The organism is Mixta calida (assembly GCF_002953215.1).
Lineage (GTDB): Bacteria > Pseudomonadota > Gammaproteobacteria > Enterobacterales > Enterobacteriaceae > Mixta > Mixta calida.
Window position 1 is genome coordinate 1,594,709 of record NZ_CP026378.1, and the last position, 25,755, is coordinate 1,620,463.

Consider the following 25,755-nt stretch of genomic DNA (forward strand, 5'->3'; position numbering starts at 1 on the left):
TCCCATAAAAAATTGTCGTAGAGATACTAACAAAGGAGTATTTAGCGAAAATTGATATAGATCATATTGGGCGAGCGGCTTAAAGCTTTAAGGGCTATAAAAAACAGGGGTTTTTGATGTAATTTATTGATTAAATTAGATAAAATATATTTTAATTTATATAGTAAAAATTGAATAAAGCATTTAATGCACAACTTTAGAAAAGAAGAAAAGCAGAATATGTAAATTAAAATAAGCAATAATGTAATTATTGTTAATAGGATTGCTGTTCAAATAAGTAAGCCAGCTAACATAAAATAGCTGGCTTAAAGAATTTAATAACGTTTTTACTTATTTCCAGTAATTACGTTTAGCGCGCTGAAGCTTTTCATAAGCGGCCAGCAGAGCCTGATGCGCAGGGAAGGCCTGTAATTCATTATCAACCGGCTGCAAGCCGTAGAAAGGCGCTTCGCCGCTTAACGCTGCCGAGGCCGCTTCAACCGCGTCAGCGCCGTACATGCGTACAAACGCAGAGTAGTATTGCTGCGGATCACGTTCCTCCTCCTGCGTCAGCAGCAATAGCGTCTGCAGGCAGCGATAGTAATTCGCACGCTCGGTGGTAAAGACCGAGCTGTTGAATTCCATCGTCCATTCGGTCCAGATCAGCGCCTGATCCAGATCGCCGCCCGCCAGAGCCAGCATCGCTTTCAGCTCGCCGATGCGCAAAGTGTACCAACCATTATCTTTACCGGTCGCCAGGCCCAGCAGTTCGCGCACGCGCGTAAAGTCATCGTGGCCTTCTTCATCCAGCTGCTCAATCAGGGCCAGATAATCCTCTTTATCCCACTGGCTGTCTGGCAGCGCCAACAGCGTTTCGCGCAGATCGGCTCCCATATTGTTATTCGCCAGCAGCAGATCTTCCGCCGGATAGATATCGGACATGCCGGGCACGATAATACGGCAGGCGTAGACATCCAGATGCTCGTAATCCGCGATATAAACCTCTTTGCCTTCCGCCTTGAAGATGTCCATCAGCGTCGCGAACTCTTCTTCTGTGCTGCCATCGAAGCGCCAGTCGACAAACGGATAATCCGCCTGTTCTTTAAACAGATCCCATGAAATGGCGCCGCTGGAGTCAATGAAGTGCGTTTCCAGGTTGGCATGTTCGGCAACTTCTTCATCGTCAAAGGTCGGCGGCGTGAAGACGTCTAAATCTTTTAGGCCGCGGCCCTGCAGCAGCTCAGTAACGGTGCGCTCCAGCGCCACGCCGAAATCAGGATGCGCGCCAAACGAAGCGAAACAGGTGCCGTTTGCCGGGTTAAACAGAACCACGCAAATCACAGGGTATTTCCCGCCCAGCGAAGCGTCAAAAGCGAAAATCGGGAAACCTTCCGCTTCAAGGCGCACAATGGCTTCCACCACGCCTGGATAACGCGCCAGAACGTCCTGCGGAATCGCAGGCAGGCTGATAGCTTCAGCGATGATGCGATTTTTTACGTAGCGCTCGAAAACTTCTGAAAGCCCCTGCACGCGCGCTTCATTCGGGGTATTGCCTGCGGACATGCCGTTAGAGACGTACAGGTTGCCGATAATATTCATCGGAATATAAACGGTCTGTTGGTCAGACTGACGCGTAAAGGGCAGCGCGCAAATGCCGCGCGCCGCATTGCCGGACTGCAGATCGATAAGTCCGCTGGCGCTCAGCTCGTTTTCCGGGTCGTAAAACGCGCGCAGACCAGGGTCGAGAATGCCTTCTGGCAGAGTGTCATTCTCCGGCAACGGAAACCATTTTTCATTGGGATAGTGGACAAAATCGCCGTTGGCAATCGACTCGCCCAACCAGAAGTCCGCAAAAAAATAGTTGGTCGAGAGACGTTCAAAATATTCGCCCAACGCAGAGGCTAACGCAGCTTTCTTGCTGGCGCCTTTACCGTTAGTAAAACAAAGCGGGCAATCGCGGTCGCGAATATGCACCGACCAGACGTTAGGCACCGGGTTCAGCCAGGACGCTTCTTCAATATTAAAGCCCAGATCCTGTAATTTTTGCTGAAAGCGAGCGATGGAATCTTCCAGAGCGGCATCTTTGCCTGGAATAAAGGTTTGAGTCATGTTGCCTACTATAGGTTGGTTGAGCGTAAAGCGCGCAATGATACGGATTTTCCCTTCAGGACGCTATTGAAGGACTAAGATTTCCTGGCCCCTATGCTGCCAAAACTCTCGCTTTCTTTCTGTTTCAATGATTCCCCGATGCGTGAAACCTCACAAAATATCGTACCGCTTTGCTTTCACCGTACAAGCTGTTGCGACAGGGTAGAGCAAAATGTGATCTCGCCCAGAGAAATGTTTGCAGCAGGCTGATGGCAGTGATAAAACCGATAGCCTATTCATAATCAACAGATCTGACAGTGGTGACGGGAAATGACGCAGGTTTATAATTTCAGCTCCGGTCCGGCAATGTTGCCGGTAGAAGTGCTTCGTCGTGCAGAGCAAGAGCTTTGCAATTGGAATGGACTCGGCACCTCAGTGATGGAGATCAGCCATCGTAGCAAGGAGTTTATTCAGGTTGCGGAGGAAGCAGAAAAAGATTTACGCGATCTGCTGAAAATTCCCGATAACTATAAAGTTTTATTCTGTCATGGCGGCGCGCGCGCGCAGTTTGCAGCGGTGCCGATGAATCTGTTGGGCGCGGCGAAAACGGCAGACTATATCGATGGCGGATACTGGGCGCACAGCGCTATTCAGGAAGCGAAAAAATATTGCGCGCCGAACGTGATTGACGTGAAAGTGCAGAAGGACGGCAAACGCGCCCTGTTGCCGATGCGCGAATGGACGCTCAGCGATGATGCCGCCTACGTCCATTTTTGCCCTAATGAGACCATCGACGGCCTGGCTATCGACGAGCAGCCTGATTTCGGCGATAAAATCGTGGTCGCCGACTTCTCCTCCACCATCCTTTCTCGGCCTATCGAGGTCAGCCGCTACGGGGTGATTTATGCCGGTGCGCAAAAAAATGTCGGCCCGGCAGGGCTGACGCTGGTTATTGTGCGGGAAGACTTGTTGGGCAAGGCGCAACAGGCGCTGCCTTCAGTGCTGGACTATAAAACGCTGGCCGATAACGATTCGATGTTTAATACCCCGCCTACTTTTGCGTGGTACCTGTCTGGTCTGGTGTTTAAATGGCTGAAAGAGCGCGGCGGCGTTAGCGAAATCGACAAAATTAATCAGGCTAAAGCGGATCTGCTTTACGGCACTATCGATCGCAGCGATTTTTACCGCAACGATGTTGCTGTCGCTAACCGTTCGCGCATGAATGTGCCTTTCCAGCTGGCTGACGCTTCCCTTGACGCGTTGTTCCTGGAAGAGTCGTTTGCTGCCGGACTGCACGCGCTGAAAGGCCATCGCGTTGTCGGGGGGATGCGTGCCTCTATCTATAATGCGATGCCGCTTGAGGGTGTTAAAGCGTTGACTGATTTTATGACTGACTTTGAACGTCGTCACGGCTGATCGGACTGTTTTACGTGTTGCTGAGAACCTCGTTCCAATACGAGGTTCCCTTGTTCTGGCTTTATGGAGAGAAGTTTTCACATGCAGGAATCCCTGACCCTACAACCCATCGCTCGCGTTGACGGCACGGTTAATTTGCCCGGCTCGAAAAGCGTTTCTAACCGTGCTTTGCTTCTGGCGGCGCTGGCTCAGGGAACGACGCGGCTGACCAACCTGTTAGACAGCGATGACGTTAAACATATGCTTAATGCGCTTAGCGCGTTGGGGATCGGCTACACGCTTTCGCCGGATCGTACCGTTTGTGAAGTGAGCGGCAACGGCGGCCCATTAAAGGCCGCGGGCGCGCTGGAGCTTTTTCTTGGCAATGCCGGCACCGCAATGCGTCCCCTGGCCGCCGCGCTCTGTCTGGCGGACAACGACATCGTGCTCACCGGTGAGCCGCGCATGAAAGAGCGCCCGATTGGGCATTTAGTCGATGCGCTGCGTCAGGGCGGCGCGCGTATCGATTACCTTGAGCAGGTCGACTATCCGCCGCTACGCATTCACGGCGGTTTCACCGGCGGCGAGGTCAGCGTCGACGGCAGCGTCTCAAGCCAGTTCTTAACCGCGCTGTTAATGGCTGCGCCGCTGGCGCCGCAGAACACCGAGATTGTTATTAAAGGCGATCTCGTCTCCAAACCTTATATCGATATCACATTGCATTTAATGCAGCGGTTCGGCGTATCGGTAGAAAATCATAACTACCAACGCTTTTCGATCCGCGGCCAGCAAAGCTATGTTTCGCCAGGCGACTATCTGGTGGAAGGCGACGCCTCTTCCGCCTCCTATTTTCTTGCCGCAGCGGCGATAAAAGGCGGGACGGTGCGCGTAACGGGCGTCGGCCGCGACAGTGTGCAAGGCGATATCCGTTTCGCTGACGTATTGGAAAAAATGGGCGCGCAAATAGAGTGGGGCGACGACTATATCGCTTGTACGCGCGATCGACTGCAGGCGGTGAATATGGATATGAATCATATCCCCGATGCGGCAATGACTATCGCTACCGCCGCGCTGTTTGCGGAAGGCACGACGGTGCTGCGCAATATCTATAACTGGCGGGTAAAAGAGACCGATCGTCTGTCCGCGATGGCAACAGAATTGCGTAAGGTAGGCGCAGAAGTGGAAGAGGGGCATGATTTCATCCGCATTACGCCGCCAGAATGCATTCGCTCCGCGGAGATAGGCACCTATAACGATCACCGTATGGCGATGTGTTTTTCACTGGTGGCGTTGTCGGATACGGCCGTCACGATCCTCGATCCGAAATGCACAGCCAAAACCTTCCCTGACTACTTCGATCGTCTGGCAGCCATCAGCACGCCTGCCTGAGAAGCCGCAGTTTTGCCGTTCTCTTCCGCCTGAGGAGTGACGGCAAACACGTTTCGCCATTTTTTGCCGGCAAAGGATCTTCTTAAAAAGAAGAATATTTAATGCCTGTCTATGCTTAAAGATAACGTTCGGGAGGATTGCAGCGTATAATACGCCGCGACCTGGCAGTAAATGCAGGTAGTCATAAGAACGACCAGCAGCAACAGGAGAATAAAATGACGGCAACAGCCCCGGTAATTACCATTGATGGACCAAGCGGCGCCGGTAAAGGCACGCTGTGTAAGGCTATGGCCGAAGCGCTGCAGTGGCACCTGCTTGACTCCGGCGCTATTTATCGCGTACTTGCGCTGGCGGCTTTACACCATCAGGTAGATATCGAATCAGAAGAGGCGCTGGTGCCTATCGCCGCGCATTTGGATGTGCGCTTTATCTCTACCGATGGCGAGATGGCGGTCATTCTTGAAGGCGAAGACGTTACCGGTGAGATTCGCACTCAGGATGTCAGCAATACGGCGTCGAAGGTTGCCGCATTTCCTCGTGTGCGTGAAGCATTGCTGCGCCGTCAGCGCGCGTTTCGCGACGCGCCAGGCCTGATTGCTGACGGCAGAGATATGGGAACCGTGGTTTTCCCCGATGCGCCGGTAAAGATTTTTCTCGACGCCAGCTCCGAAGAGCGGGCGCACCGCCGTATGCTGCAGTTGCAGGAAAAGGGCTTTAGTGTTAACTTTGAACGCCTTTTAGCCGAGATAAAGGAGCGCGACGAGCGCGACCGTAACCGAGCTATTGCGCCGCTGGTACCAGCGGAAGATGCTTTAGTGCTGGATTCAACCAGCATGAGCATCGAACAGGTCATCGACACCGCGCTGAGTTATGCCCGCGATAAGCTGGCATTAGCGTAAGCCGGCGGCAGAACAGATGCTATAACCTGATGCTATGGACAGTCATCAGGCATGTTAAACAACCCCATCCGGCAGGAAGTCAGGTGGACGTTAAATTTACCTATCTAAAGATTAAATATGACTGAATCTTTTGCTCAACTCTTTGAAGAATCCCTGAAAGAAATCGAAACCCGCCCGGGTTCCATCGTTCGTGGTGTTGTTGTTGCTATCGACAAAGATGTCGTACTGGTTGACGCCGGTCTGAAATCTGAGTCTGCCATTCCGGCTGAGCAGTTCAAGAACGCCCAGGGCGAGATTGAAATCCAGGTTGGTGACGAAGTTGACGTTGCTCTGGATGCAGTAGAAGACGGCTTCGGTGAAACCCTGCTGTCTCGTGAGAAAGCGAAGCGTCACGAAGCATGGCTGATGCTGGAAAAAGCTTACGAAGAAGCTGCAACTGTAACTGGCGTGATCAACGGCAAAGTCAAGGGCGGCTTCACTGTTGAGCTGAACGGTATTCGTGCGTTCCTGCCAGGCTCTCTGGTTGACGTGCGTCCGGTGCGCGATACGCTGCACCTGGAAGGCAAAGAGCTTGAATTCAAAGTAATCAAGCTGGACCAGAAGCGCAACAACGTTGTTGTATCTCGTCGTGCCGTTATCGAATCTGAAAACAGCGCAGAACGCGATCAGCTGCTGGAAAACCTGCAGGAAGGCATGGAAGTCAAAGGTATCGTTAAGAACCTCACTGACTACGGCGCATTCGTCGATCTCGGCGGCGTTGACGGCCTGCTGCACATCACTGACATGGCATGGAAACGCGTTAAGCATCCGAGCGAAATCGTCAACGTGGGCGACGAAATCACTGTTAAAGTGCTGAAGTTCGACCGCGAACGTACCCGTGTGTCTCTGGGCCTGAAACAGCTGGGCGAAGATCCGTGGGTAGCTATCGCTAAACGTTACCCGGAAGGCACCAAGCTGACCGGTCGCGTAACCAACCTGACTGATTACGGCTGCTTCGTGGAAATCGAAGAAGGCGTTGAAGGTCTGGTGCACGTGTCTGAAATGGACTGGACCAACAAAAACATCCACCCGTCCAAAGTTGTTAACGTTGGCGACGTGGTAGAAGTGATGGTTCTGGACATCGACGAAGAGCGTCGTCGTATCTCCCTGGGCCTGAAACAGTGCAAAGCTAACCCGTGGCAGCAGTTCGCGGAAACCCATAACAAGGGCGACCGTGTTGAAGGTAAAATCAAGTCAATCACTGACTTCGGTATCTTCATCGGCCTGGAAGGCGGCATCGACGGTCTGGTTCACCTGTCTGACATCTCCTGGAACGCGACTGGCGAAGAAGCGGTTCGCGAGTACAAGAAGGGTGACGAAATCGCCGCAGTCGTTCTGCAGGTTGATGCAGAGCGCGAGCGTATCTCCCTGGGCGTTAAGCAGCTGGCAGAAGACCCGTTCAACAACTACATCTCTCTGAACAAGAAAGGTGCGATTGTTACTGGTAAAGTAACTGCAGTTGACGCTAAAGGTGCTACAGTTGAATTAGCAGACGGCGTTGAAGGCTACCTGCGCGCTTCTGAAGCTTCACGCGACCGCGTTGAAGACGCTACTCAGGTACTGAATGTTGGTGACGAAGTTGAAGCCAAATTCACCGGCGTTGATCGCAAAAACCGCGTTGTAAGCCTGTCTGTACGTGCTAAAGACGAAGCTGACGAGAAAGATGCAATTGCTTCTGTTAACAATAAACAGGAAGAAAGCAACTTCTCTAACGCTATGGCTGAAGCATTTAAAGCGGCTAAAGGCGAGTAATCGTCTTATGGAACCGGGTTGCCTGTGGGCGCCCGGCTCCATGAGCAGGCTGTCAGACCATTTCAACAGGGATTAACCGGAGGACTTATGACCAAGTCAGAACTTATTGAAAGACTTGCGGCCCAGCAAACTCATATCCCGGCGAAAGCCGTAGAGGATGCGGTAAAAGAGATGCTTGAGCATATGGCCACAACGTTGGCTCAGGGCGAACGCATCGAAATCCGGGGGTTCGGCAGCTTCTCTTTGCATTACCGTGCGCCGCGCGTTGGTCGCAATCCGAAAACCGGCGATAAAGTGGAACTGGAAGGTAAATACGTTCCGCATTTTAAACCGGGTAAAGAGTTGCGCGATCGGGCGAACATTTACGGTTAAGCAGAAGACGACAAATAGAAAACGACACGCTGGTGTCGTTTTTTTTGCCTGTCATTCAGAGAATGCGCGCTGTCTCGCAGGCAAACTTTTAAGCAGGTAAAAAATAAAATAACTTTGTGCTACGGCTTGCGATAGTCCATAAACCTGCCTGCGCTTAGCGACGTCTCCCGGCATACTCATCCCAGGTTTATAAGGATGAGACTATGCCATACACCCTGTCCGTACTGGCTTTCATGGCGGCAATCGGCACGCTTCCCTTACTCTTTTTGCCCCATTTACCGAGTCTGACGACGTTAATTTTCCTGCTGGGCATGGCACTGGGACTGATGATATTGCCGATGCGGAGCTTGCGCTTTATCGGTATCTACGGATTGTTTTTCGTCTGGGGTGTACTGGCGGCACAGCAGGCGCTGAGCCCTCTTATCCGGCTTACTCAGGGAACGGTAAAGGTGGAGGCGGAGATTCGTCAGGTATTGCTGGAAAAGGAAAGACTGATCGTCAGAATTCGCCAGCACAATGCGCAGCAGATTTTCCCGCCGCTTTATGCCAGCATCTCGATGGGCAAGGTGCAGAATAGATGGTGTGCCAGCCAGCGCTGGGAAATGACGCTGCGATTAAGCCCCGTGCACGGGCGTCTTAATGAAGGCGGATTCGATGCGCAGCGCTTCGCGTTGGCCAACAGTATGCCGTTGCAGGGCACGCTGCTGGCGATAAAATCGGTAAATGCCGACTGCTCATGGCTACATCGCCTGATTAATAAAGCCCAAAAGCAGTATCAGCATCTCCCCTGGCATGGCGTTATGACCGCCTTACTTTTTGGCGACAGACAGGATCTTAGCGCAGAAACGCGCAACATTCTGCGCGACACCGGCATCGCGCATTTAATGGCGATCTCCGGCATGCATATCAGTCTCGCCGCCTCGTTAGGCTGGGCAGCGGCACGGCTGCTGCAGTTTTTGCTCCCTGCGTGGCGCATAAACTATCCGTTGCCGCTGCTGTTTAGCCTGAGCGTGGCTGCGTTTTACTGCTGGCTTTCAGGAAGTCATCCACCAGCAATAAGGGCGATGATAGCGCTAAGCGCATGGGCAATAGTTCGTTTGCAACACATTAACTGCAGCAGCTGGCAAATCTGGCTGGTTTGCGTGGGCAGTATTTTGTTCTTCGATCCGCTAACGATCCTGTCTGACAGCTTTTGGCTGTCGATCATCGCCGTCGCCATCCTGCTGTTCTGGTACCAATGGTTTCCTCTGCCTGTGCGTTGGCGTTATCGCAGGCGCTGGATATTTCTGCAGCTGGCGCATCTTCAGGCAGGCATGTTGCTGCTGCTTATGCCCATTCAGGTCTTTATCTTTCATGGCGTTAGCCTGACGTCCCTGCCAGCGAACATGCTGGCGATTCCGATAGTGACTTTCGTTACCGTGCCGGCGCTGCTGTTTGCGTTGATCATGCCGACCGCCTGGCTGGCTTATCCGCTCTGGTGGCTGGCGGATCGCTCTCTGGCGCTGGTGTTTTATCTGCTCGCGCAGTTGCCTGAAGGATGGCTGCCGCTTGGGAAAACGGCGATGACGGCCAGTGTGGTTGTATGGCTACTGTTAATCGCTTTTCGCCTCGGCTGGTGGCGGCGCACGCCGCTGGCGCTACTGGTCGCCTGTTGTTTACCCTTGCTGTGGCAGATAACCCGTAAAGAGCCGGAATGGCGGCTTGATATGCTGGATATCGGTCATGGCCTGGCGCTGGTGGTTTCGCGCAACGGACACGCTCTACTCTACGATACCGGCAACCGCTGGCCCGGCGGCAGCGCCGCCCGACAAACGGTACTGCCCTGGCTGGACTGGCATGGACTGATTGTCGATAAGGTTGTTATCAGCCATGCGCATCTGGATCATATTGGCGGATTGAAAGATATAGAGCAGGCCTGGCCGGAGGCGGTGGTGCGCAGCGCGCTGATGCAACCGGGACATCAGCCCTGTATTGCCGGAACAGGATGGCGATGGCAAGGGTTAACATTCGAGGCGCTGTGGCCGCCAGCAGTCGGCACTAACGGCGGCAACAATGACTCCTGCGTGCTGCGCATTGATGACGGGCAGCGAAGGGTACTGCTTACAGGCGATCTTGAGGCGGAGGCTGAAAGGAAACTTATGCGTCTCGACCGCGCCGCGTTAAAGGCGGAGATGATTCAGGTGCCGCATCACGGCAGCAAAACGTCTTCCAGCGCCCCGTTTCTGCGTAATGTCGGCGGCAGCGTGGCGCTGGCGTCCGTAGCGCGTTATAACGCCTGGCGTCTGCCTTCCGCGCAGGTCATTAAGCGCTACCGGGCGAATGGCTATCAATGGCGCGATACCGCGCATTCCGGTCAGCTCAGCGTGGCGTTTTATCCTGACGGATGGCAAGTCAAGGGCTTAAGAGAACAAATATTGCCCCGCTGGTATCATCAGTGGTTTGGCGTACAGGATGAATCCAGGTAAAATAAGCGGCTATTTCAAACAATGCTGGTTAAATAATGCATCAAGATAAAGATCTCTCAACATGGCAGACTTTTCGTCGCCTTTGGCCGATGATCGCACCACATAAGGCGGGATTAATTGTGGCGGCCGTAGCGCTGATCATCAACGCGGCAGGCGACACCCTTATGCTGTCATTGCTGAAACCTTTACTGGATGAGGGGTTTGGGAAAGCCGATAAGTCGGTATTAATATGGATGCCGCTGGCCGTAATTGGCCTGATGCTGGTTCGCGGAGTGACCAGCTATGCATCAAGTTACTGTATTTCTTGGGTATCTGGCAATGTTGTGATGAATATGCGTCGCCGGTTATTCAACCATATGATGGGCATGCCGGTCTCCTTTTTCGATCAGCAGTCCACCGGGACGCTGTTGTCGCGCATTACCTACGATTCTGAACAGGTCGCCTCTTCTTCTTCCAGCGCGCTGGTTACCGTGGTGCGTGAAGGGGCATCGATTATCGGCCTGTTCATCATGATGTTTTACTATAGCTGGCAGCTTTCGCTAATCCTGATTGTCCTGGCGCCGATTGTCTCTATGGCGATTCGTACCGTCTCTAAACGTTTCCGCAGCATCAGTAAAAACATGCAGAATACGATGGGCCAGGTGACGACCAGCGCGGAACAGATGCTGAAAGGGCACAAAGAGGTACTGATTTTCGGCGGTCAGGATGTAGAAGCGAAACGCTTCGACAAGGTCAGCAACCGTATGCGTCATCAGGGAATGAAGCTGGTCTCCGCTTCTTCCATCTCCGATCCTGTTATTCAGTTGATCGCTTCTCTGGCGCTGGCTTTCGTACTTTATGCCGCCAGCTTCCCCAGCGTAATGGATACCCTGACCGCCGGCACCATCACCGTCGTCTTTTCCTCGATGATCGCGCTGATGCGTCCGCTGAAATCTTTAACCAACGTTAACGCCCAGTTCCAGCGCGGTATGGCCGCCTGTCAAACGCTGTTTTCCATCCTCGATAGCGAACAGGAAGTGGATAACGGCACGCGTGTCATTGAACGCGCTAAGGGCGATATTGAGTTCCGTAATGTGACCTTCACCTATCCTGGACGCGATATTCCGGCGCTGCGCGATATCAACCTTTCCATCCCGGCAGGTAAAACCGTGGCGCTGGTTGGGCGCTCCGGCTCCGGCAAATCGACGATGGCCAGTTTGTTGACGCGCTTTTATGATATTCAGCAAGGCGAAATTCTGATTGATGGCCACGATTTGCGCGAGTATACCCTGCGCTCGTTGCGCAATCAGGTCGCGCTGGTTTCTCAGAACGTGCATCTGTTTAACGACACCATCGCCAACAATATCGCCTACGCGCGCAACGATGTTTATGACCGCGCGCAGATTGAAAAAGCCGCTGAAATGGCCCATGCGATGGACTTCATCCGCAAGATGGAAAACGGCCTGGATACCGTGATCGGCGAGAACGGCGTGCTGCTTTCCGGCGGTCAGCGTCAGCGTATCGCGATCGCCCGTGCGCTGCTGCGCGACAGCCCGATTCTGATTCTGGACGAGGCGACCTCGGCACTGGATACCGAATCCGAACGCGCGATTCAGTCTGCGCTGGATGAACTGCAAAAAAACCGCACCTCATTGGTCATTGCGCATCGTCTGTCGACTATCGAAAAAGCAGATGAAATCGTGGTGGTGGAAGATGGCCGCATTATCGAGCGAGGCACGCATGATGAGCTGATCGGCCAGCGGGGCGCTTACGCTCAGCTGCATAAAATGCAGTTTGGGCAATGATTGAGCGCATCTGGAGCGGACGTTCGCCGCTGTATTTACTGCTGCTGCCGCTTAGCCTGCTGTATGGGGTGATCACCACCCTGATCCGGCTTAGCTACCGCCTCGGCCTGCGTAAAGCCTGGCGCGCGCCGGTGCCGGTGGTGGTGGTGGGAAATCTTACAGCGGGCGGCAACGGTAAAACGCCGGTGGTTATCTGGCTGGTGGAACGGTTACAGCAGCAAGGGCTGCGCGTCGGCGTTGTTTCGCGCGGCTACGGCGGCAAAGCAGAGCGTTATCCTTTGCTGCTTACGCCGGATACCACGACCCGCGAAGCTGGCGATGAGCCGGTACTGATTGCTCAGCGCACCGGCGCGCCGGTGGCGGTATCGCCGGTGCGCCGCGAGGCTGTCCAGGCGTTGCTCTCCGCGCACCCGCTGGATCTGATTATTACCGATGACGGTCTGCAACATTATGCGCTGGCGCGTGATATTGAAATCGTAGTGGTGGATGGCGAGCGACGCTTCGGTAACGGCTGGTGGCTGCCGGCGGGACCGATGCGGGAGCGCGCCGGACGACTGCGCCAGGTTGACGCGGTGATTGTGAATGGCGGGGAGGCCGGAGAAGGGGAAATCGCCATGCGCCTGCAGCCAGGTGCAGCGATAAACCTGAAAACTGGCGTCAGCGCTCCGCTTTCATCGCTTTCTTCGGTGGTGGCGATGGCAGGCATTGGGCATCCGCCGCGCTTTTTCGCCACGCTGCGTCAACATGACGTGCCGGTGGTTCGCGCTGTGCCCTTCGCCGATCATCAGGCTTATCACGAAGCCGATCTGCTGGCGCTGACGCCGAATAAAGAGGCGCTGCTGATGACGGAAAAGGATGCGGTAAAATGCCGCGCCTTTGCGCATGATAACTGGTGGTATCTACCGGTAGACGCGCAGCTGTCCGCCGCCGAGCCCCTCCTGCAAAAAATCGCCGCGCTCGGTCGCCGATGATTTAAAACTTCTGCGATTAATGATTAAACTGGTGCTATCCGACTGAAAGGAACCGCTGATGGCACCCGTTTCTCTTTCCCTACAGGACGCCCGCAATCTGCATCTTGCGGCGCAGGGCTTGCTGACCCCTCTCAAACGTAAAGCGCGCTACAGCGATCTGCTGAGCGTCATTCGACGCATGTCGCTGCTGCAGATCGATACCATTCATGTTGTGGCGCGTAGCCCTTATCTGATGTTGTTCAGTCGTCTGGGGGAGTATCCCGCAAGCTGGCTGGAACAGGCGCTGGCCTCCGGCAGCCTGTTTGAGTACTGGGCGCATGAAGCCTGTTTTATTCCAGCGGAAGATTACCCCTTGCTGCGCCACCGTATGCTGCAACCGGAAAAGATGGGCTGGAAATACAGCACGGCGTGGATGGCGCAGCACGCGGATGAGATCGCCGATCTGCTGCGGCATATTGCCGATAACGGCCCGGTGCGCTCTGCTGATTTCGCCACCGCGCCCGGCCATCGGCCCGGCTGGTGGTCATGGAAACCGCATAAACGCCACCTTGAAAATCTGTTTACCGCCGGCGAATTGATGGTCAGCGCCCGGCAAAATTTCCAGCGTATCTATGATTTACGCCAGCGCGTTATGCCCGAATGGGATGATGCCCGGGATATGCTCAGCGAGGCCGAAGCGCGTGAGCAGATGCTGCGTAACAGCGCCGCCAGTCTCGGACTGTTTCGCGCCGAATGGCTGCCCGATTACTACCGCCTGAAGCGCGTCGCGTTAAAAGAGACGATAGCGCGCTGGCAGGAGGAGGGCTTTATCTTGCCAGCAATCGTCGAGAAGACAGGCGCGATGTGGCTGCATCGTGACGGCGTAGCGCATCTGGAAAAGCCGCTGCGTGCCAGCCATACGGCGATTTTGTCGCCGTTCGATCCCGTGGTTTGGGATCGTCGGCGAGCGCAGGCGCTTTTCGATTTTAACTACCGTCTGGAGTGTTATACGCCCGCGCCAAAACGTCAGTATGGCTATTTCACGCTGCCGCTGCTGCACCGCGGCGCATTAAAGGCGAGGCTGGACGCGAAAATGCGGCGGCGGGAGCGCTGCCTGCAAATTAAAAACTTGTGGCTGGAAGATAACGTTAAAATCGGCGCGGGATTGGTGGCGGATTTCCAGCGTGCGATAGATCGTTTTGCCCGCTGGCAGGGCGCAGAGCAGATTATACTTGAACAGGCGCCGGACAGGCTCCGGCAGGCGCTGGGGGCGGGCTGGGCGCCAGCGTAAGCGGGAGGTTATCGCCCCTTCTACAGCTGTGTTATGCTTGCCATTCTGAGGCTTCGGTCCATTACGGAGGAACCATGGATCACCGTTTACTTGAAATCGTCGCTTGTCCGGTCTGTAACGGCAAGCTCTACTACAACAAAGAGCAGCAGGAGCTGATCTGTAAGCCGGACGGATTGGCTTATCCAGTACGCGACGGCATCCCTGTGCTGCTGGAAAACGAAGCCCGCACCCTTTCAGCGGACGAGATACACCCATGAGTTTTGTCGCCATTATTCCTGCCCGTTTCGCGTCGACGCGCCTGCCGGGCAAGCCGCTGGTGGATATTCATGGCAAGCCGATGGTCGTGCATGTGATGGAGCGAGCGATGCAGTCCGGCGCCGATCGCGTTATCGTCGCGACCGATCATCCTGACGTGGCGGCGGCGGTGACGGCGGCAGGCGGCGAAGTCTGCCTGACGCGTCCCGATCACCAGTCCGGCACCGAGAGGCTGGCGGAAGTGATAGAGCAGTGCCAGTTCGCCGACGATACCATTATCGTTAACGTGCAGGGCGATGAGCCGTTAATCCCGCCAGAAATTATCTGTCAGGTCGCTAACAATCTGGCCGCTTCCGTTGCAGGCATGGCTACGTTGGCGGTGCCGATTGACAGCGCAGAAGAGGCATTTAATCCCAATGCGGTAAAAGTCGTGCGCGACGCGCAGGGCTATGCGCTCTATTTTTCTCGCGCCACCATTCCCTGGGATCGTGAACGTTTCGCGCAATCACACGATACGGTCGGCGACAGCTTGCTGCGTCATATCGGCATCTACGCTTACCGAGCAGGCTTTATCCGCCGCTATGTCAGCTGGGAGCCCAGCCAACTGGAGCAGATCGAGCTGCTTGAGCAGCTGCGCGTCCTCTGGTATGGCGAAAAAATCCACGTTGATGTGGCGCGCACCACGCCTGCGGCGGGCGTCGATACCGCGGAAGACCTGGCGCGCGTGCGCGCGGTGCTGGCTGGGTAAACAACCGGCTCAGGCAGAACGTATCTGACGAAGGGTGCGTTTCTTCTTGCTGCGTGTAGACAGAGGGAGAAGCCATTGGCCTCTCCCTCTGTAATATCTCCCGCCTCGCTTTTTCATGCGGCCACGGCGGTTATTCCCCGCCTGCGGCGTTATCCGCTGCCTGTTTACCGTTTATCTTCTGCCAGAGACCGCCTAACCCTTCATAGACGGCGCGTTCGCTATGGCTCAGCCACAGCGGCGAAGGCAGCGCTTTTTCCCACCAGTTAAGCGGCGAGTCGATCGCCATTTGATTTGCCGGCGTGGCCAAAGGCGATAAGCCCCGATGGTGGAAAAAGGCCATCGCGCGCGGCATATGATTCGCAGAGGTCACCAGCAGGAACGGGCGCTGCCCGACGATTTTTTTGACCTCCTGCGCCTCATCGTCAGTATCGCGCGGTCGATCAAGCAGAATGATATCCGCCTGCGGCACGCCGAGCGACGCGGCGACCGTTGCCGCCACCTGCGCATTGCTTACCGGATTGCTTAACGCCGGGCCGCCGGTAAAGATCATTTTTGCGCCCGGATGCATGCGCCACTGACGTACGCCCTCGGTGATGCGCGGCAGGCTGTTGCCGATCAGATTGGAGCTGGGCGCCCAGGCGGGATTCCAGGTATAGCCGCCGCCCAGCACCACGATATAGTCGACGTCGGCCGCCTGATTGCGGGTAGGATAGCGATTTTCCAGCGGACGCAGCAGGCCGTCGGCGACCGGCTGCAGACTTAGCGCGAATAAGATAACCCATCCCGCAGAAATGATGATTTTCCCGCTTTTTTGCCAGCGGGTGAACCAAAGCAGCAAAATCCCGACGGCCATGGTCAGAAGCAGGAGCGGTAAAGGCAGCAGTATCCCGCCAGCGATTTTTTTTAAAGTAAAAAACAACATTACGGATTCCTTTTGTCCGAAAAAACATCATCCGACAGCCAGAATTTGCATCAAAGGTTCATTCTGCGCTGGGGTATGACAAAATAGGCGCTACTTAACGGCCATTCACCGGAGCTGCCGCAATGCAGGATCGTAACTTTGACGATATTGCAGATAAATTCGCGCAAAACATTTACGGTACCACTAAAGGGCGTATTCGTCAGGCCATCCTGTGGCAGGAGCTGGACGCGCTGTTGACTACCTTGCCGGATCGGCCGCTGCATGTTCTTGATGTCGGCGGCGGGCAGGGGCAGATCGCCTGCGGCCTGGCGGCGCGCGGTCATCAGGTATTGCTGTGCGACATTTCTGGTGAAATGCTGCAGCGCGCCCGCATCAATGCGGAGCAGCAGAACGTGATTGCCAACATGCAATTTAAACAAATTAGCGCGCAGCAGGTGGCGCAACATTTGGATAACCCAGCCGATCTGGTATTGTTTCACGCTGTGCTGGAATGGGTCGCCGAACCCGAAGCGATCCTCGCCGCGTTGTACGATGCGCTGGCGCCGGGCGGCGTGCTGTCGCTGATGTTTTATAACCTGCACGGCCTGATTCTGCAGAATCTGGCGCACGGGAATTTCGGCTGGCTGGAAGCGGGCATGATAAAGCGGAAAAAGAAAACGCTGTCGCCCGATTACCCGCGCGATCCCCAGCAGGTTTATCAGTGGCTGCAGACGTGCGGCTTTAGCATTGAACGCCGCGCCGGCATTCGGGTATTTCATGATTACATGCACGATAAGCAGTTAAGAATTGATGAATTTGATCGGGTGCTGGCGATGGAAACACGCTATTGCCGACAGGAACCCTTTATCAGCCTCGGGCGCTATATCCATGTTACCGCGCGGAAACCCGCCCAGAAGGACCAACTATGAGTGATTTTTCCCAGACTGTCCCGGAGCTTGTCTCCTGGGCGCGGAAGAATGATTTTTCCGTTTCGTTACCTACCGAACGTCTGGCCTTCCTGCTGGCTATCGCCACGCTCAACAGCGAGCGGATGGATGGCGAAATGAGCGAAGGCGAGCTGATTGACGCGTTTCGCCACGTCAGCAAAGCTTTTGAGCAGACGCATGAAACCGTCATGGTGCGCGCCAACAATGCGATAAACGATATGGTGCGCCAGCGTTTGCTTAACCGCTTTACCAGCGAAATGGCCGACGGCAACGCGATTTATCGTCTCACGCCGCTGGCTATCGGCATTACCGATTACTATATCCGTCAGCGCGAATTCTCCACGCTGCGTCTGTCGATGCAGCTTTCCGTGGTGGCGCAGGAGCTGAAGCGCGCGGCGGACGCGGCGGAAGAGGATGGCGATGAGTTTCACTGGCACCGCAACGTCTTCGCGCCGCTAAAATATTCCGTCGCGGAAATCTTCGACAGCATCGACTTAACTCAGCGCCTGATGGATGAACAACAGCAGGCGGTGAAAAGCGATATCGCCGAGCTGTTGAATCAGGACTGGCGCGCCGCGATTTCCAGCTGCGAGCTGCTACTCTCCGAAACTTCCGGCACGCTGCGCGAGCTGCAGGATACGCTGGAAGCCGCGGGCGATAAGCTGCAGGCCAACCTGCTGCGCATTCAGGACGCCACGCTCGGCAGCCCCGATCTCGGCTTTGTCGATAAGCTGGTGTTCGATCTGCAAAACAAGCTGGATCGCATTATCAGCTGGGGTCAGCAGGCGATCGATCTCTGGATCGGCTATGACCGCCACGTCCATAAATTTATTCGTACCGCCATCGACATGGATAAAAACCGCGTCTTTGCGCAGCGGCTGCGCCAGTCGGTGCAGAACTACTTCGATCAGCCCTGGGCGCTGACCTACGCCAACGCGGATCGTCTCTTCGATATGCGTGACGAAGAGATGGCGCTGCGTGACGAAGAGGTGACCGGCGAGCTGCCTTCCGAACTGGAATATGAAGAATTCAATGAAATCCGCGAGCAGCTTGCAGCAATGATTGAAGAAGCGCTGCAGATTTACAAAACGGAAAATAAACCGCTTAACCTCGGCGAGGTGATGCGGGATTATCTGGCGCAGTATCCACGAGCCCGTCATTTTGATGTGGCGCGTATCGTCGTCGATCAGGCGGTGCGCTTAGGCGTGGCGGAAGCTGATTTTTCCGGGTTGCCTGCGCAATGGCAGCCCATTAATGATTACGGAGCCAAGGTGCAGGCGCATGTCATCGACAAATATTGAACAAGTGATGCCGCTTAAGCTGGCACAGGCGCTGGCGAATCCGATTTTTCCCGCGCTGGACAGTCAGCTGCGTGCGGGGCGACATATTGGTATCGAAGAGCTGGACAACCACGCCTTCCTGATGGATTACCAGGAATATCTCGAAGAGTTTTATGCGCGTTATAACGTGGAGCTGGTACGCGCGCCGGAAGGTTTTTTCTATCTGCGCCCGCGCTCCACGACGCTAATCCCGCGCTCGGTGCTGTCGGAGCTGGATATGCTGGTGGGGAAAATCCTCTGCTATCTCTATCTCAGCCCGGAGCGCCTGGCCAACGAGGGCATTTTCTCTCAGCAGGAGCTTTATGACGAGCTGCTGAGCCTGGCGGACGAAGGCAAGTTGCTGAAGCTGGTGAACCAGCGTTCCACTGGATCCGATCTCGATCGGCAGAAGCTGCATGAAAAGGTGCGCGCCTCATTAAGCCGCCTGCGCCGTCTCGGCATGGTGTGGTTTATGGGCAACGACAGCAGCAAGTTTCGCATTATGGAATCGGTATTTCGCTTCGGCGCGGATGTGCGCAGCGGCGACGACCCGCGCGAGGCGCAGCTACGCATGATCCGCGTCGGTGAAGCGATGACGCTGGAAAACAGCGTCGAAGAACAGAGTGCTGAGCGCCAGACAGAAACGGCGGAGGATGAAGAGGAATGATTGAACGCGGCAAGTTTCGCTCGCTCACGCTGATTAACTGGAACGGTTTTTTCGCGCGCACCTTTGAGCTTGATAATCTGGTGACCACGCTTTCCGGCGGCAACGGCGCCGGCAAATCCACCACTATGGCGGCGTTTATTACGGCGCTCATCCCCGATCTGACGCTGCTGCATTTTCGTAACACCACCGAGGCTGGCTCCACCAGCGGCTCACGCGATAAAGGCCTGCACGGCAAGCTGCGCCCCGGCGTCTGCTACTCCGTTCTCGACGTGGTCAACTCACGCCATCAGCGGGTAATCGTCGGCGTGCGACTGCAACAGGTGGCCGGACGCGATAAAAAAGTGGATATTCGTCCCTTCAGCATTCATGGCCTGCCGAGCGCGCAGCATCCTACCGAAGTGCTGACGGAGACGGTCGGCACGCGTCAGGCGCGCGTACTGCCGCTGAATGAGCTGAAAGATCGCGTCGAGGCGATGGAAGGCGTGCAGTTTAAACAGTACAACTCCATCATCGACTACCACAGCCTGATGTTTGAACTGGGCATTGTGGCGCGTCGTCTGCGTTCCGCCAGCGATCGCAGCAAATTCTATCGCCTGATTGAAGCCTCGCTGTACGGCGGTATTTCCAGCGCCATCACCCGCTCGCTGCGCGATTACCTGCTGCCGGAAAACAGCGGCGTGCGTAAAGCGTTTCAGGATATGGAAGCCGCGCTGCGTGAAAACCGCATGACGCTGGAGGCGATTCGCGTCACCCAGTCCGATCGCGATCTTTTTAAGCATCTTATTTCCGAAGCCACCAATTATGTGGCGTCGGACTATATGCGCCACGCCAACGAACGTCGCATCCATCTGGACGGCGCGCTGGCGCTGCGCAACGAGCTTTTCGCCAGCCGTAAACAGCTGGCCGCCGAACAGTATCGCCATGTCGAAATGGCGCGCGAGCTGGCTGAACACAGCGCTGCCGAAAGCGATCTGGAGACCGACTACCAGGCCGCCAGCGATCATCTTAATCTGGTGCAGACAGCGGTGCGTCAGCAGGAGAAGATCGAGCGCTACGAGGCCGATCTCGATGAGCTGACCTATCGTCTGGAAGAGCAGAATGAAGTGGTGGCCGAAGCGCGCGAAGTGCAGGACGAGAGGGAAGCGCGCAGAGAAGCGGCCGAGCTGGAAGTCGATGAGCTGAAAAGCCAGCTGGCGGATTACCAGCAGGCGCTGGATGTGCAGCAAACGCGCGCGATTCAGTATCAGCAGGCGCTGGCGGCTTTGAAGCGCGCGCAGGAGATCTGCCGTCTGCCGGAGTTGACTATCGACAACGCCGAAGCGTGGCAGGAGACGTTCCAGGCGCGCGAACAGGAAGCGACGGAAACGCTGTTGCAGCTGGAACAGAAAATGAGCGTGGCCGAGGCGGCGCACAGCCAGTTTGAGCAGGCATTCGAGCTGGTATGCAAAATTGCCGGACCGGTCAGCCGCAGCGAAGCCTGGCAAACCGGGCGGGAGCTGCTGCGCGACGCCGCCAACCAGCGTCATCAGGCCGAACAGCTCGCTTCGTTGCGCATGCGCCTCTCCGAAATGGAACAGCGTCTGCGCGAGCAGTATGAGGCGGAGCGTTTGCTGAATGAGTTCTGCAAACGTCAGGGCCAGCAGTATGAGGCTCATGAGCTTGAAGCGCTGCAGCATGAGCTGGAAGCGCGCATCGAGCAGCTGGGGCAGAGCGTCGCCGACGCGGGCGAACAGCGCATGATGATGCGTCAGGAGCTGGAGCAGGTGCGTGAGCGCATCAGCCAGCTCACCGCGCGCGCGCCGCACTGGCTGGCGGCGCAGGAGATCCTGACCCAGCTCAGTGAGCAGACCGGGCAACCGCTGGAAAACAGCCAGCAGGTGACCGAGTTTATGCAGCAGCTGCTGGAGCGCGAGCGTGAGACCACGGTTGAGCGCGACGAGGTAGCGGCGCGTAAACGTGAAACCGAACAGCAAATTGAACGCTTAAGCCAGCCCGGCGGCTCGGAAGATCCGCGCCTTAACGCGCTGGCCGAACGCTTCGGCGGCGTGCTGCTCTCTGAAATTTATGATGACGTCACCTTTGAAGACGCGCCTTACTTCTCGGCGCTCTATGGTCCGTCGCGCCACGCTATCGTGGTGCCCGATCTGTCTCTGGTGCGCGAACAGCTGAACGGTCTGGAGGATTGCCCGGAAGATCTTTATCTGATCGAAGGCGATCCGCAATCCTTCGACGACAGCGTGTTCAGCACTGAAGAGTTGGACAGAGCGGTCGTGGTGAAAGTGGCGGAGCGTCAGTGGCGCTATTCCCGCTTCCCGAAAGTGCCGCTGTTCGGGCGCGCCGCGCGCGAGAAGCAGCTGGAACTGCTGCATAACCAGCGCGAGCAGCTGGCGGAAACGTACGCCACGCTCTCCTTTGACGTGCAGAAAACTCAGCGCCTGCATCAATCCTTCAGCCGCTTTATCGGCACTCATCTGGCGGTGGCGTTTGAAGAAGACCCGGAAGCGCAGATTCGCCAACTCAATGCGCGCCGCGGCGAAATCGAACGCGCGCTGAGCGCGCATGAAAGCGAAAACCAGCAGCAGCGTCAGCAATATGATCTGGCGAAAGAGGGCGTGGCGCAGTTAAACCGCCTGCTGCCGCGCGTGAACCTGCTGCTTGACGACACGCTGGCCGATCGCTGCGAAGAACTGCGTGAGCTGCTCAGCGAAGCGCAGGAGGCAGCGCGCTTTATTCAGCAGCACGGCGGCCATCTTTCCCGGTTGGAGCCGCTGCTGAGCGTACTGCAAAGCGATCCGCAGCAGCATGAACAGCTGAAAGCAGATTACCAGCAGGCGCAGCAGGCGCAGCGCGAGGCGCGTCAGCAGGCGTTCGCCATCACCGAGGTGGTGCAGCGCCGCGCCCATTTCAGCTATGCGGATTCCGCCGGCATGCTGACCGGCACCAGCGATCTAAACGAAAAACTGCGTCAGCGTCTGGAACATGCCGAAGCGGAGCGCGCCCGCGCCCGTGAACAGCTGCGCGAACATCAGGCGAAGCTGACCCAGTATTCGCAGGTGCTGGCCTCGTTAAAGAGCGCCTATGACGCCAAGCGTGACATGCTGAAAGAGCTGCAGCAGGAGATGCTGGATATCGGCGTTCAGGCGGACGCCAGCGCCGAAGAACGCGCGCGCATTCGTCGCGACGAACTGCATAACGCGCTCAGCCATAACCGTTCCCGTCGCAACCAGCTGGAAAAACAGCTGACCTTCTGCGAAGCGGAGATGGATGGACTGCAGAAGAAATTGCGCCGTCTGGAGCGCGATTATCATATCAGCCGTGAACAGGTGGTCAGCGCTAAAGCGGGCTGGTGCGCGGTCATGCGCATGGTAAAAGATAACGGCGTTGAGCGGCGTCTGCATCGGCGCGAGCTGGCCTACCTTGGCGGCGACGAGCTGCGCTCGATGTCGGATAAGGCGCTGGGCGCGCTGCGTCTGGCGGTAGCCGACAACGAACATCTGCGCGATGTGCTGCGTCTCTCGGAAGATCCGAAGCGGCCGGAGCGCAAAATCCAGTTCTTTATCGCGGTTTATCAGCATCTGCGCGAGCGTATTCGTCAGGATATTATCCGCACGGACGATCCGGTAGAAGCGATCGAGCAGATGGAGATCGAGCTGAGCCGTCTGACGGAAGAGTTGACCGCGCGCGAGAAAATGCTGGCGATCAGTTCGCGCAGCGTCGCGAATATCATCCGTAAAACTATTCAGCGCGAGCAGAACCGCATCCGTCAACTTAACCAGGGGCTGCAAAGCGTCAGCTTTGGTCAGGTCCGCAGCGTGCGGCTGAACGTCAATGTGCGCGAAAGCCACGCCACGCTGCTGGATGTGTTGTCGGAACAGCATGAGCAGCATCAGGATCTCTTCAACAGCAACCGACTGACCTTCTCGGAAGCGCTGGCGAAGCTGTGGCAGCGCCTGAATCCGCAGATTGATATGGGACAGCGCACGGCGCAAACCATCGGCGAGGAGCTGCTTGACTACCGTAACTATCTGGAAATGGAAGTCGAGGTCAACCGCGGTTCGGACGGCTGGCTGCGTGCGGAGAGCGGGGCGCTGTCAACCGGCGAGGCGATCGGTACCGGTATGTCGATTCTGGTAATGGTAGTGCAGAGCTGGGAAGAGGAGGCGCGTCGCCTGCGCGGTAAAGATATCAGCCCGTGTCGTCTGCTGTTCCTGGATGAAGCGGCGCGTCTGGATGCCAAGTCGATCGCTACGCTGTTTGAGCTTTGTGAACGTCTGGAGATGCAGCTGATTATCGCCGCGCCGGAAAATATCAGCCCGGAGAAAGGCACGACTTACAAACTGGTCCGTAAAGTCTTTAACAATACGGAACATGTTCATGTCGTCGGGCTACGCGGTTTTTCTGCCGATCCCATACCGGGCGCGGGTTTGCCGCAGACGCAGGTAGAACAGGGCCAGCGTGAGGATGAAAAAACGCAGGTTTGATATAGTAAAAGCATTGCGTGACGTTTAATCTAATCAACGGCATTTGCTCTTTGAGACAAATGCCGTTTTTCGTTTATATACTTATTATAATAATTAACAGGTTTGACGGTGTGTTAACCGTCGATAAAAACAGGCAGGGGGCAAGGATGTTGCTGGCAAAAAGTAATGCAGTAAAAAAAACAGCGCTGGCCTGTGCGGTCGCCATTAGCCTGCTACAGACGGTAACGGCCGAAGCGGCGATTATCACGGCCGTACCCGGCCAGATTGTTGGCGACACGATGAGCGCAGCCGCGGCGCAACAGAAAATGCTGGCCGCATTGCCGCAGGGCGTTAAACCTTTTTATACCGGAACGCTGGCCACCCTCTACGCTGCGCGCCAGATGCAGCCGCTCTGGCAGGACAGAGAGGGAGTACAGCAGTTCCAGCAGCAGCTGGCGGAAATGGCGCTCTCCGGCGTTCAGCCGCAGTTTACTCAGTGGGTACAGCAGTTAACTAATCCCGACATTACCGGTATGGCGCGCGATGTGATTTTATCGGACGCTATGCTCGGCTATTTGCAGTTTGTTTCCAGTGTGCCACAGCAGGGCGAGCAGTGGCTTTACAGTCGTGTGCCATACAAAATGGCGCTGCCGCCGATGTCCGTGACGAATCAGTGGATCTCAGCCGCTGACGCCGGTCATCTGTCAACCTTTGTTCGTTCGCTGGCACCGCAGCATCCGCAGTATGCGCGCATGCACAAGGCGCTGAAAACGCTACTGGCGGACACTCATCCCTGGCCGCAGCTCAAAGATAAGCAGACGCTTCGTCCAGGCCAAATCAGCGATGACGTGCCGGCGCTAAGAGAGATTTTACAGCGCACCGGTATGCTTACGCATAGCGATACGCCAGCGCCCAGCGATGATGCAGCGCCCGCTGACGCGCGCGCGCTAAATCATCACAGCCAGACGGCGGTCGTCAGCCCATCGGCGGCAAATGTTGCCGACCTGCCTGCCGCGACGCCGGAAAATCCCGGCAATGTCGCGGCGTCGCAGCCGGTAGCGAACAGCGATAATGTTTACAGCTCTGAGCTGACCGAAGCGGTAAAACGTTTTCAGCGCTGGCAGGGGCTGGACCCTGATGGCTCTGTCGGTCCGCGCACGCGTGAGTGGCTGAATGTGTCGCCGCAGCTGCGCGCCGCACTGCTGGCGTTGAACATCCAGCGGCTGCGTCTGCTGCCGGATGATATGCGTAACGGCATCATGGTGAATATTCCCAACTATTCGCTGGTCTACTATGCCGACGGCAATAAGATCCTCTCTTCGCGCGTTATCGTCGGGCGTCCCGATCGTAAAACGCCGTTGATGCGCAGCGCGTTGAATAACGTGGTGCTGAATCCGCCGTGGAATGTGCCTACGACGCTGGTGCGTCAGGATATTATTCCTAAGGTTAAGCGCGATCCCAGCTATCTCTACAAACATGGCTATACGCTGCTGTCGGGCTGGAGCAATGATGCAGAAGTTATCGACCCCAGCATGATTGACTGGAGTATGGTGTCGGCGTCAAATTTCCCGTACCGGCTGCGTCAGGCGCCGGGCGCGACTAACTCGCTCGGCCGCTTCAAGTTTAATATGCCCAGTTCTGATGCCATCTATCTGCATGACACGCCCAATCACGGTCTGTTTCAGAAGGATATTCGTGCGTTAAGTTCAGGCTGCGTGCGGGTGAATAAAGCGTCTGAATTGGCCAATCTGCTGTTGCAGGACGCAGGCTGGAACGACGCGCGTATTTCCAGCAGCCTGAAGCAGGGCGATACGCGCTATGTGCCTATTCGTCATCGCATCCCGGTTAATCTGTTTTATTTGACTGCCTGGGTTACTGATGATGGCGAGACACAGTTCCGAACAGATATTTACAATTATGATACTACGGCTCAGTCGGGCACCCGCATTCTCGCCCAGGCAGGCCAGCTGTTACTTTAGTCGTTGATTTTTTATTCTTTTCTCCGGCTCGCCTGCCTGCTCAGGCAGCCGGTTTCTTAATCCCTTCTCCTTTTAT

The 25,755-nt window shown here is 55.9% G+C and carries 18 protein-coding genes; 16 read left to right on the plus strand and 2 right to left on the minus strand.

Annotated elements, in window-relative coordinates:
• Positions 1-330 precede the first annotated feature (330 nt).
• Positions 331-2,088, minus strand: coding sequence for a 30S ribosomal protein S12 methylthiotransferase accessory factor YcaO (gene ycaO / locus C2E16_RS07525; RefSeq protein WP_038627049.1), 1,758 nt, complete (start codon positions 2,086-2,088; stop codon positions 331-333).
• A 309-nt stretch (positions 2,089-2,397) separates the two neighbouring features.
• Between ycaO and serC the strand changes: the two genes are divergently transcribed.
• The 11 genes from serC to kdsB all read left to right on the plus strand — a co-directional run bounded on the left by serC (position 2,398) and on the right by kdsB (position 15,406).
• Positions 2,398-3,483, plus strand: coding sequence for a 3-phosphoserine/phosphohydroxythreonine transaminase (gene serC, locus C2E16_RS07530; RefSeq protein WP_038627047.1), 1,086 nt, complete (start codon positions 2,398-2,400; stop codon positions 3,481-3,483).
• An 81-nt stretch (positions 3,484-3,564) separates the two neighbouring features.
• Positions 3,565-4,851 (plus strand): 3-phosphoshikimate 1-carboxyvinyltransferase, encoded by a 1,287-nt coding sequence (gene aroA, locus C2E16_RS07535; protein ID WP_038627045.1) that lies wholly within the window; start codon positions 3,565-3,567, stop codon positions 4,849-4,851.
• A 215-nt stretch (positions 4,852-5,066) separates the two neighbouring features.
• Positions 5,067-5,750 (plus strand): (d)CMP kinase, encoded by a 684-nt coding sequence (cmk, locus tag C2E16_RS07540; protein ID WP_038627043.1) that lies wholly within the window; start codon positions 5,067-5,069, stop codon positions 5,748-5,750.
• 117 nt (positions 5,751-5,867) lie between these two features.
• Positions 5,868-7,541, plus strand: a complete 1,674-nt coding sequence (rpsA, locus tag C2E16_RS07545; protein ID WP_038627041.1) for a 30S ribosomal protein S1 — start codon at positions 5,868-5,870, stop codon at positions 7,539-7,541.
• Positions 7,542-7,628: 87 nt separating this feature from the next.
• Positions 7,629-7,913, plus strand: a complete 285-nt coding sequence (gene ihfB, locus C2E16_RS07550) for an integration host factor subunit beta (RefSeq protein ID WP_038627039.1) — start codon at positions 7,629-7,631, stop codon at positions 7,911-7,913.
• A 203-nt stretch (positions 7,914-8,116) separates the two neighbouring features.
• Complete coding sequence (locus tag C2E16_RS07555) at positions 8,117-10,378, plus strand: ComEC family protein (RefSeq protein WP_084970358.1); 2,262 nt, start codon at positions 8,117-8,119, stop codon at positions 10,376-10,378.
• Positions 10,379-10,413: 35 nt separating this feature from the next.
• Positions 10,414-12,162, plus strand: coding sequence for a lipid A ABC transporter ATP-binding protein/permease MsbA (msbA, locus tag C2E16_RS07560; RefSeq protein ID WP_038627035.1), 1,749 nt, complete (start codon positions 10,414-10,416; stop codon positions 12,160-12,162).
• Positions 12,159-13,133, plus strand: a complete 975-nt coding sequence (lpxK, locus tag C2E16_RS07565; protein ID WP_038627032.1) for a tetraacyldisaccharide 4'-kinase — start codon at positions 12,159-12,161, stop codon at positions 13,131-13,133. The genes msbA and lpxK overlap by 4 nt, the downstream gene beginning before the upstream one ends.
• A 58-nt stretch (positions 13,134-13,191) precedes the next feature.
• Entirely contained in the window at positions 13,192-14,403 is a 1,212-nt protein-coding gene (locus C2E16_RS07570) for a winged helix-turn-helix domain-containing protein (RefSeq protein WP_084970357.1), read from the plus strand.
• A 74-nt stretch (positions 14,404-14,477) separates the two neighbouring features.
• Entirely contained in the window at positions 14,478-14,660 is a 183-nt protein-coding gene (locus C2E16_RS07575) for a Trm112 family protein (RefSeq protein WP_038627028.1), read from the plus strand.
• Complete coding sequence (gene kdsB, locus C2E16_RS07580; protein WP_038627026.1) at positions 14,657-15,406, plus strand: 3-deoxy-manno-octulosonate cytidylyltransferase; 750 nt, start codon at positions 14,657-14,659, stop codon at positions 15,404-15,406. Before C2E16_RS07575 ends, kdsB begins: the two co-directional genes overlap by 4 nt.
• Positions 15,407-15,536: 130 nt before the next feature.
• Here the strand turns inward: kdsB and elyC are convergent, their stop codons facing one another.
• Positions 15,537-16,325: an envelope biogenesis factor ElyC gene (gene elyC / locus C2E16_RS07585; RefSeq protein WP_038630066.1), complete on the minus strand. Its 789-nt coding sequence runs from the start codon at positions 16,323-16,325 to the stop codon at positions 15,537-15,539.
• 125 nt (positions 16,326-16,450) lie between these two features.
• Here elyC and cmoM point away from each other — a divergent pair, with 125 nt between their 5' ends.
• The 5 genes from cmoM to ldtD all read left to right on the plus strand — a co-directional run bounded on the left by cmoM (position 16,451) and on the right by ldtD (position 25,679).
• Positions 16,451-17,236, plus strand: a complete 786-nt coding sequence (cmoM, locus tag C2E16_RS07590) for a tRNA uridine 5-oxyacetic acid(34) methyltransferase CmoM (protein ID WP_038627025.1) — start codon at positions 16,451-16,453, stop codon at positions 17,234-17,236.
• The gene (mukF, locus tag C2E16_RS07595; protein ID WP_038627023.1) at positions 17,233-18,555 is read left to right on the plus strand and encodes a chromosome partition protein MukF; all 1,323 of its coding nucleotides are present in this window, start codon (positions 17,233-17,235) and stop codon (positions 18,553-18,555) included. Before cmoM ends, mukF begins: the two co-directional genes overlap by 4 nt.
• Positions 18,536-19,240, plus strand: coding sequence for a chromosome partition protein MukE (gene mukE / locus C2E16_RS07600; RefSeq protein WP_038627021.1), 705 nt, complete (start codon positions 18,536-18,538; stop codon positions 19,238-19,240). The genes mukF and mukE overlap by 20 nt, the downstream gene beginning before the upstream one ends.
• Complete coding sequence (gene mukB / locus C2E16_RS07605; RefSeq protein WP_052133921.1) at positions 19,237-23,721, plus strand: chromosome partition protein MukB; 4,485 nt, start codon at positions 19,237-19,239, stop codon at positions 23,719-23,721. Before mukE ends, mukB begins: the two co-directional genes overlap by 4 nt.
• A gap of 146 nt (positions 23,722-23,867) precedes the next feature.
• Positions 23,868-25,679, plus strand: a complete 1,812-nt coding sequence (gene ldtD / locus C2E16_RS07610; RefSeq protein WP_038627018.1) for a L,D-transpeptidase — start codon at positions 23,868-23,870, stop codon at positions 25,677-25,679.
• The last annotated feature ends 76 nt before the right edge of the window (positions 25,680-25,755 follow it).

Coding starts and splice junctions, on each gene's coding strand:
- kdsB (WP_038627026.1), top strand. CDS start 14,657: ATGAGTTTTGTCGCCATTATTCCTGCCCGTTTCGCGTCGACGCGCCTG.
- ihfB (WP_038627039.1), top strand. CDS start 7,629: ATGACCAAGTCAGAACTTATTGAAAGACTTGCGGCCCAGCAAACTCAT.
- C2E16_RS07570 (WP_084970357.1), top strand. CDS start 13,192: ATGGCACCCGTTTCTCTTTCCCTACAGGACGCCCGCAATCTGCATCTT.
- mukE (WP_038627021.1), top strand. CDS start 18,536: ATGTCATCGACAAATATTGAACAAGTGATGCCGCTTAAGCTGGCACAG.
- lpxK (WP_038627032.1), top strand. CDS start 12,159: ATGATTGAGCGCATCTGGAGCGGACGTTCGCCGCTGTATTTACTGCTG.
- msbA (WP_038627035.1), top strand. CDS start 10,414: ATGCATCAAGATAAAGATCTCTCAACATGGCAGACTTTTCGTCGCCTT.
- cmoM (WP_038627025.1), top strand. CDS start 16,451: ATGCAGGATCGTAACTTTGACGATATTGCAGATAAATTCGCGCAAAAC.
- ycaO (WP_038627049.1), bottom strand. CDS start 2,088: ATGACTCAAACCTTTATTCCAGGCAAAGATGCCGCTCTGGAAGATTCC.
- serC (WP_038627047.1), top strand. CDS start 2,398: ATGACGCAGGTTTATAATTTCAGCTCCGGTCCGGCAATGTTGCCGGTA.
- cmk (WP_038627043.1), top strand. CDS start 5,067: ATGACGGCAACAGCCCCGGTAATTACCATTGATGGACCAAGCGGCGCC.
- ldtD (WP_038627018.1), top strand. CDS start 23,868: ATGTTGCTGGCAAAAAGTAATGCAGTAAAAAAAACAGCGCTGGCCTGT.
- C2E16_RS07555 (WP_084970358.1), top strand. CDS start 8,117: ATGCCATACACCCTGTCCGTACTGGCTTTCATGGCGGCAATCGGCACG.
- mukB (WP_052133921.1), top strand. CDS start 19,237: ATGATTGAACGCGGCAAGTTTCGCTCGCTCACGCTGATTAACTGGAAC.
- aroA (WP_038627045.1), top strand. CDS start 3,565: ATGCAGGAATCCCTGACCCTACAACCCATCGCTCGCGTTGACGGCACG.
- C2E16_RS07575 (WP_038627028.1), top strand. CDS start 14,478: ATGGATCACCGTTTACTTGAAATCGTCGCTTGTCCGGTCTGTAACGGC.
- rpsA (WP_038627041.1), top strand. CDS start 5,868: ATGACTGAATCTTTTGCTCAACTCTTTGAAGAATCCCTGAAAGAAATC.
- mukF (WP_038627023.1), top strand. CDS start 17,233: ATGAGTGATTTTTCCCAGACTGTCCCGGAGCTTGTCTCCTGGGCGCGG.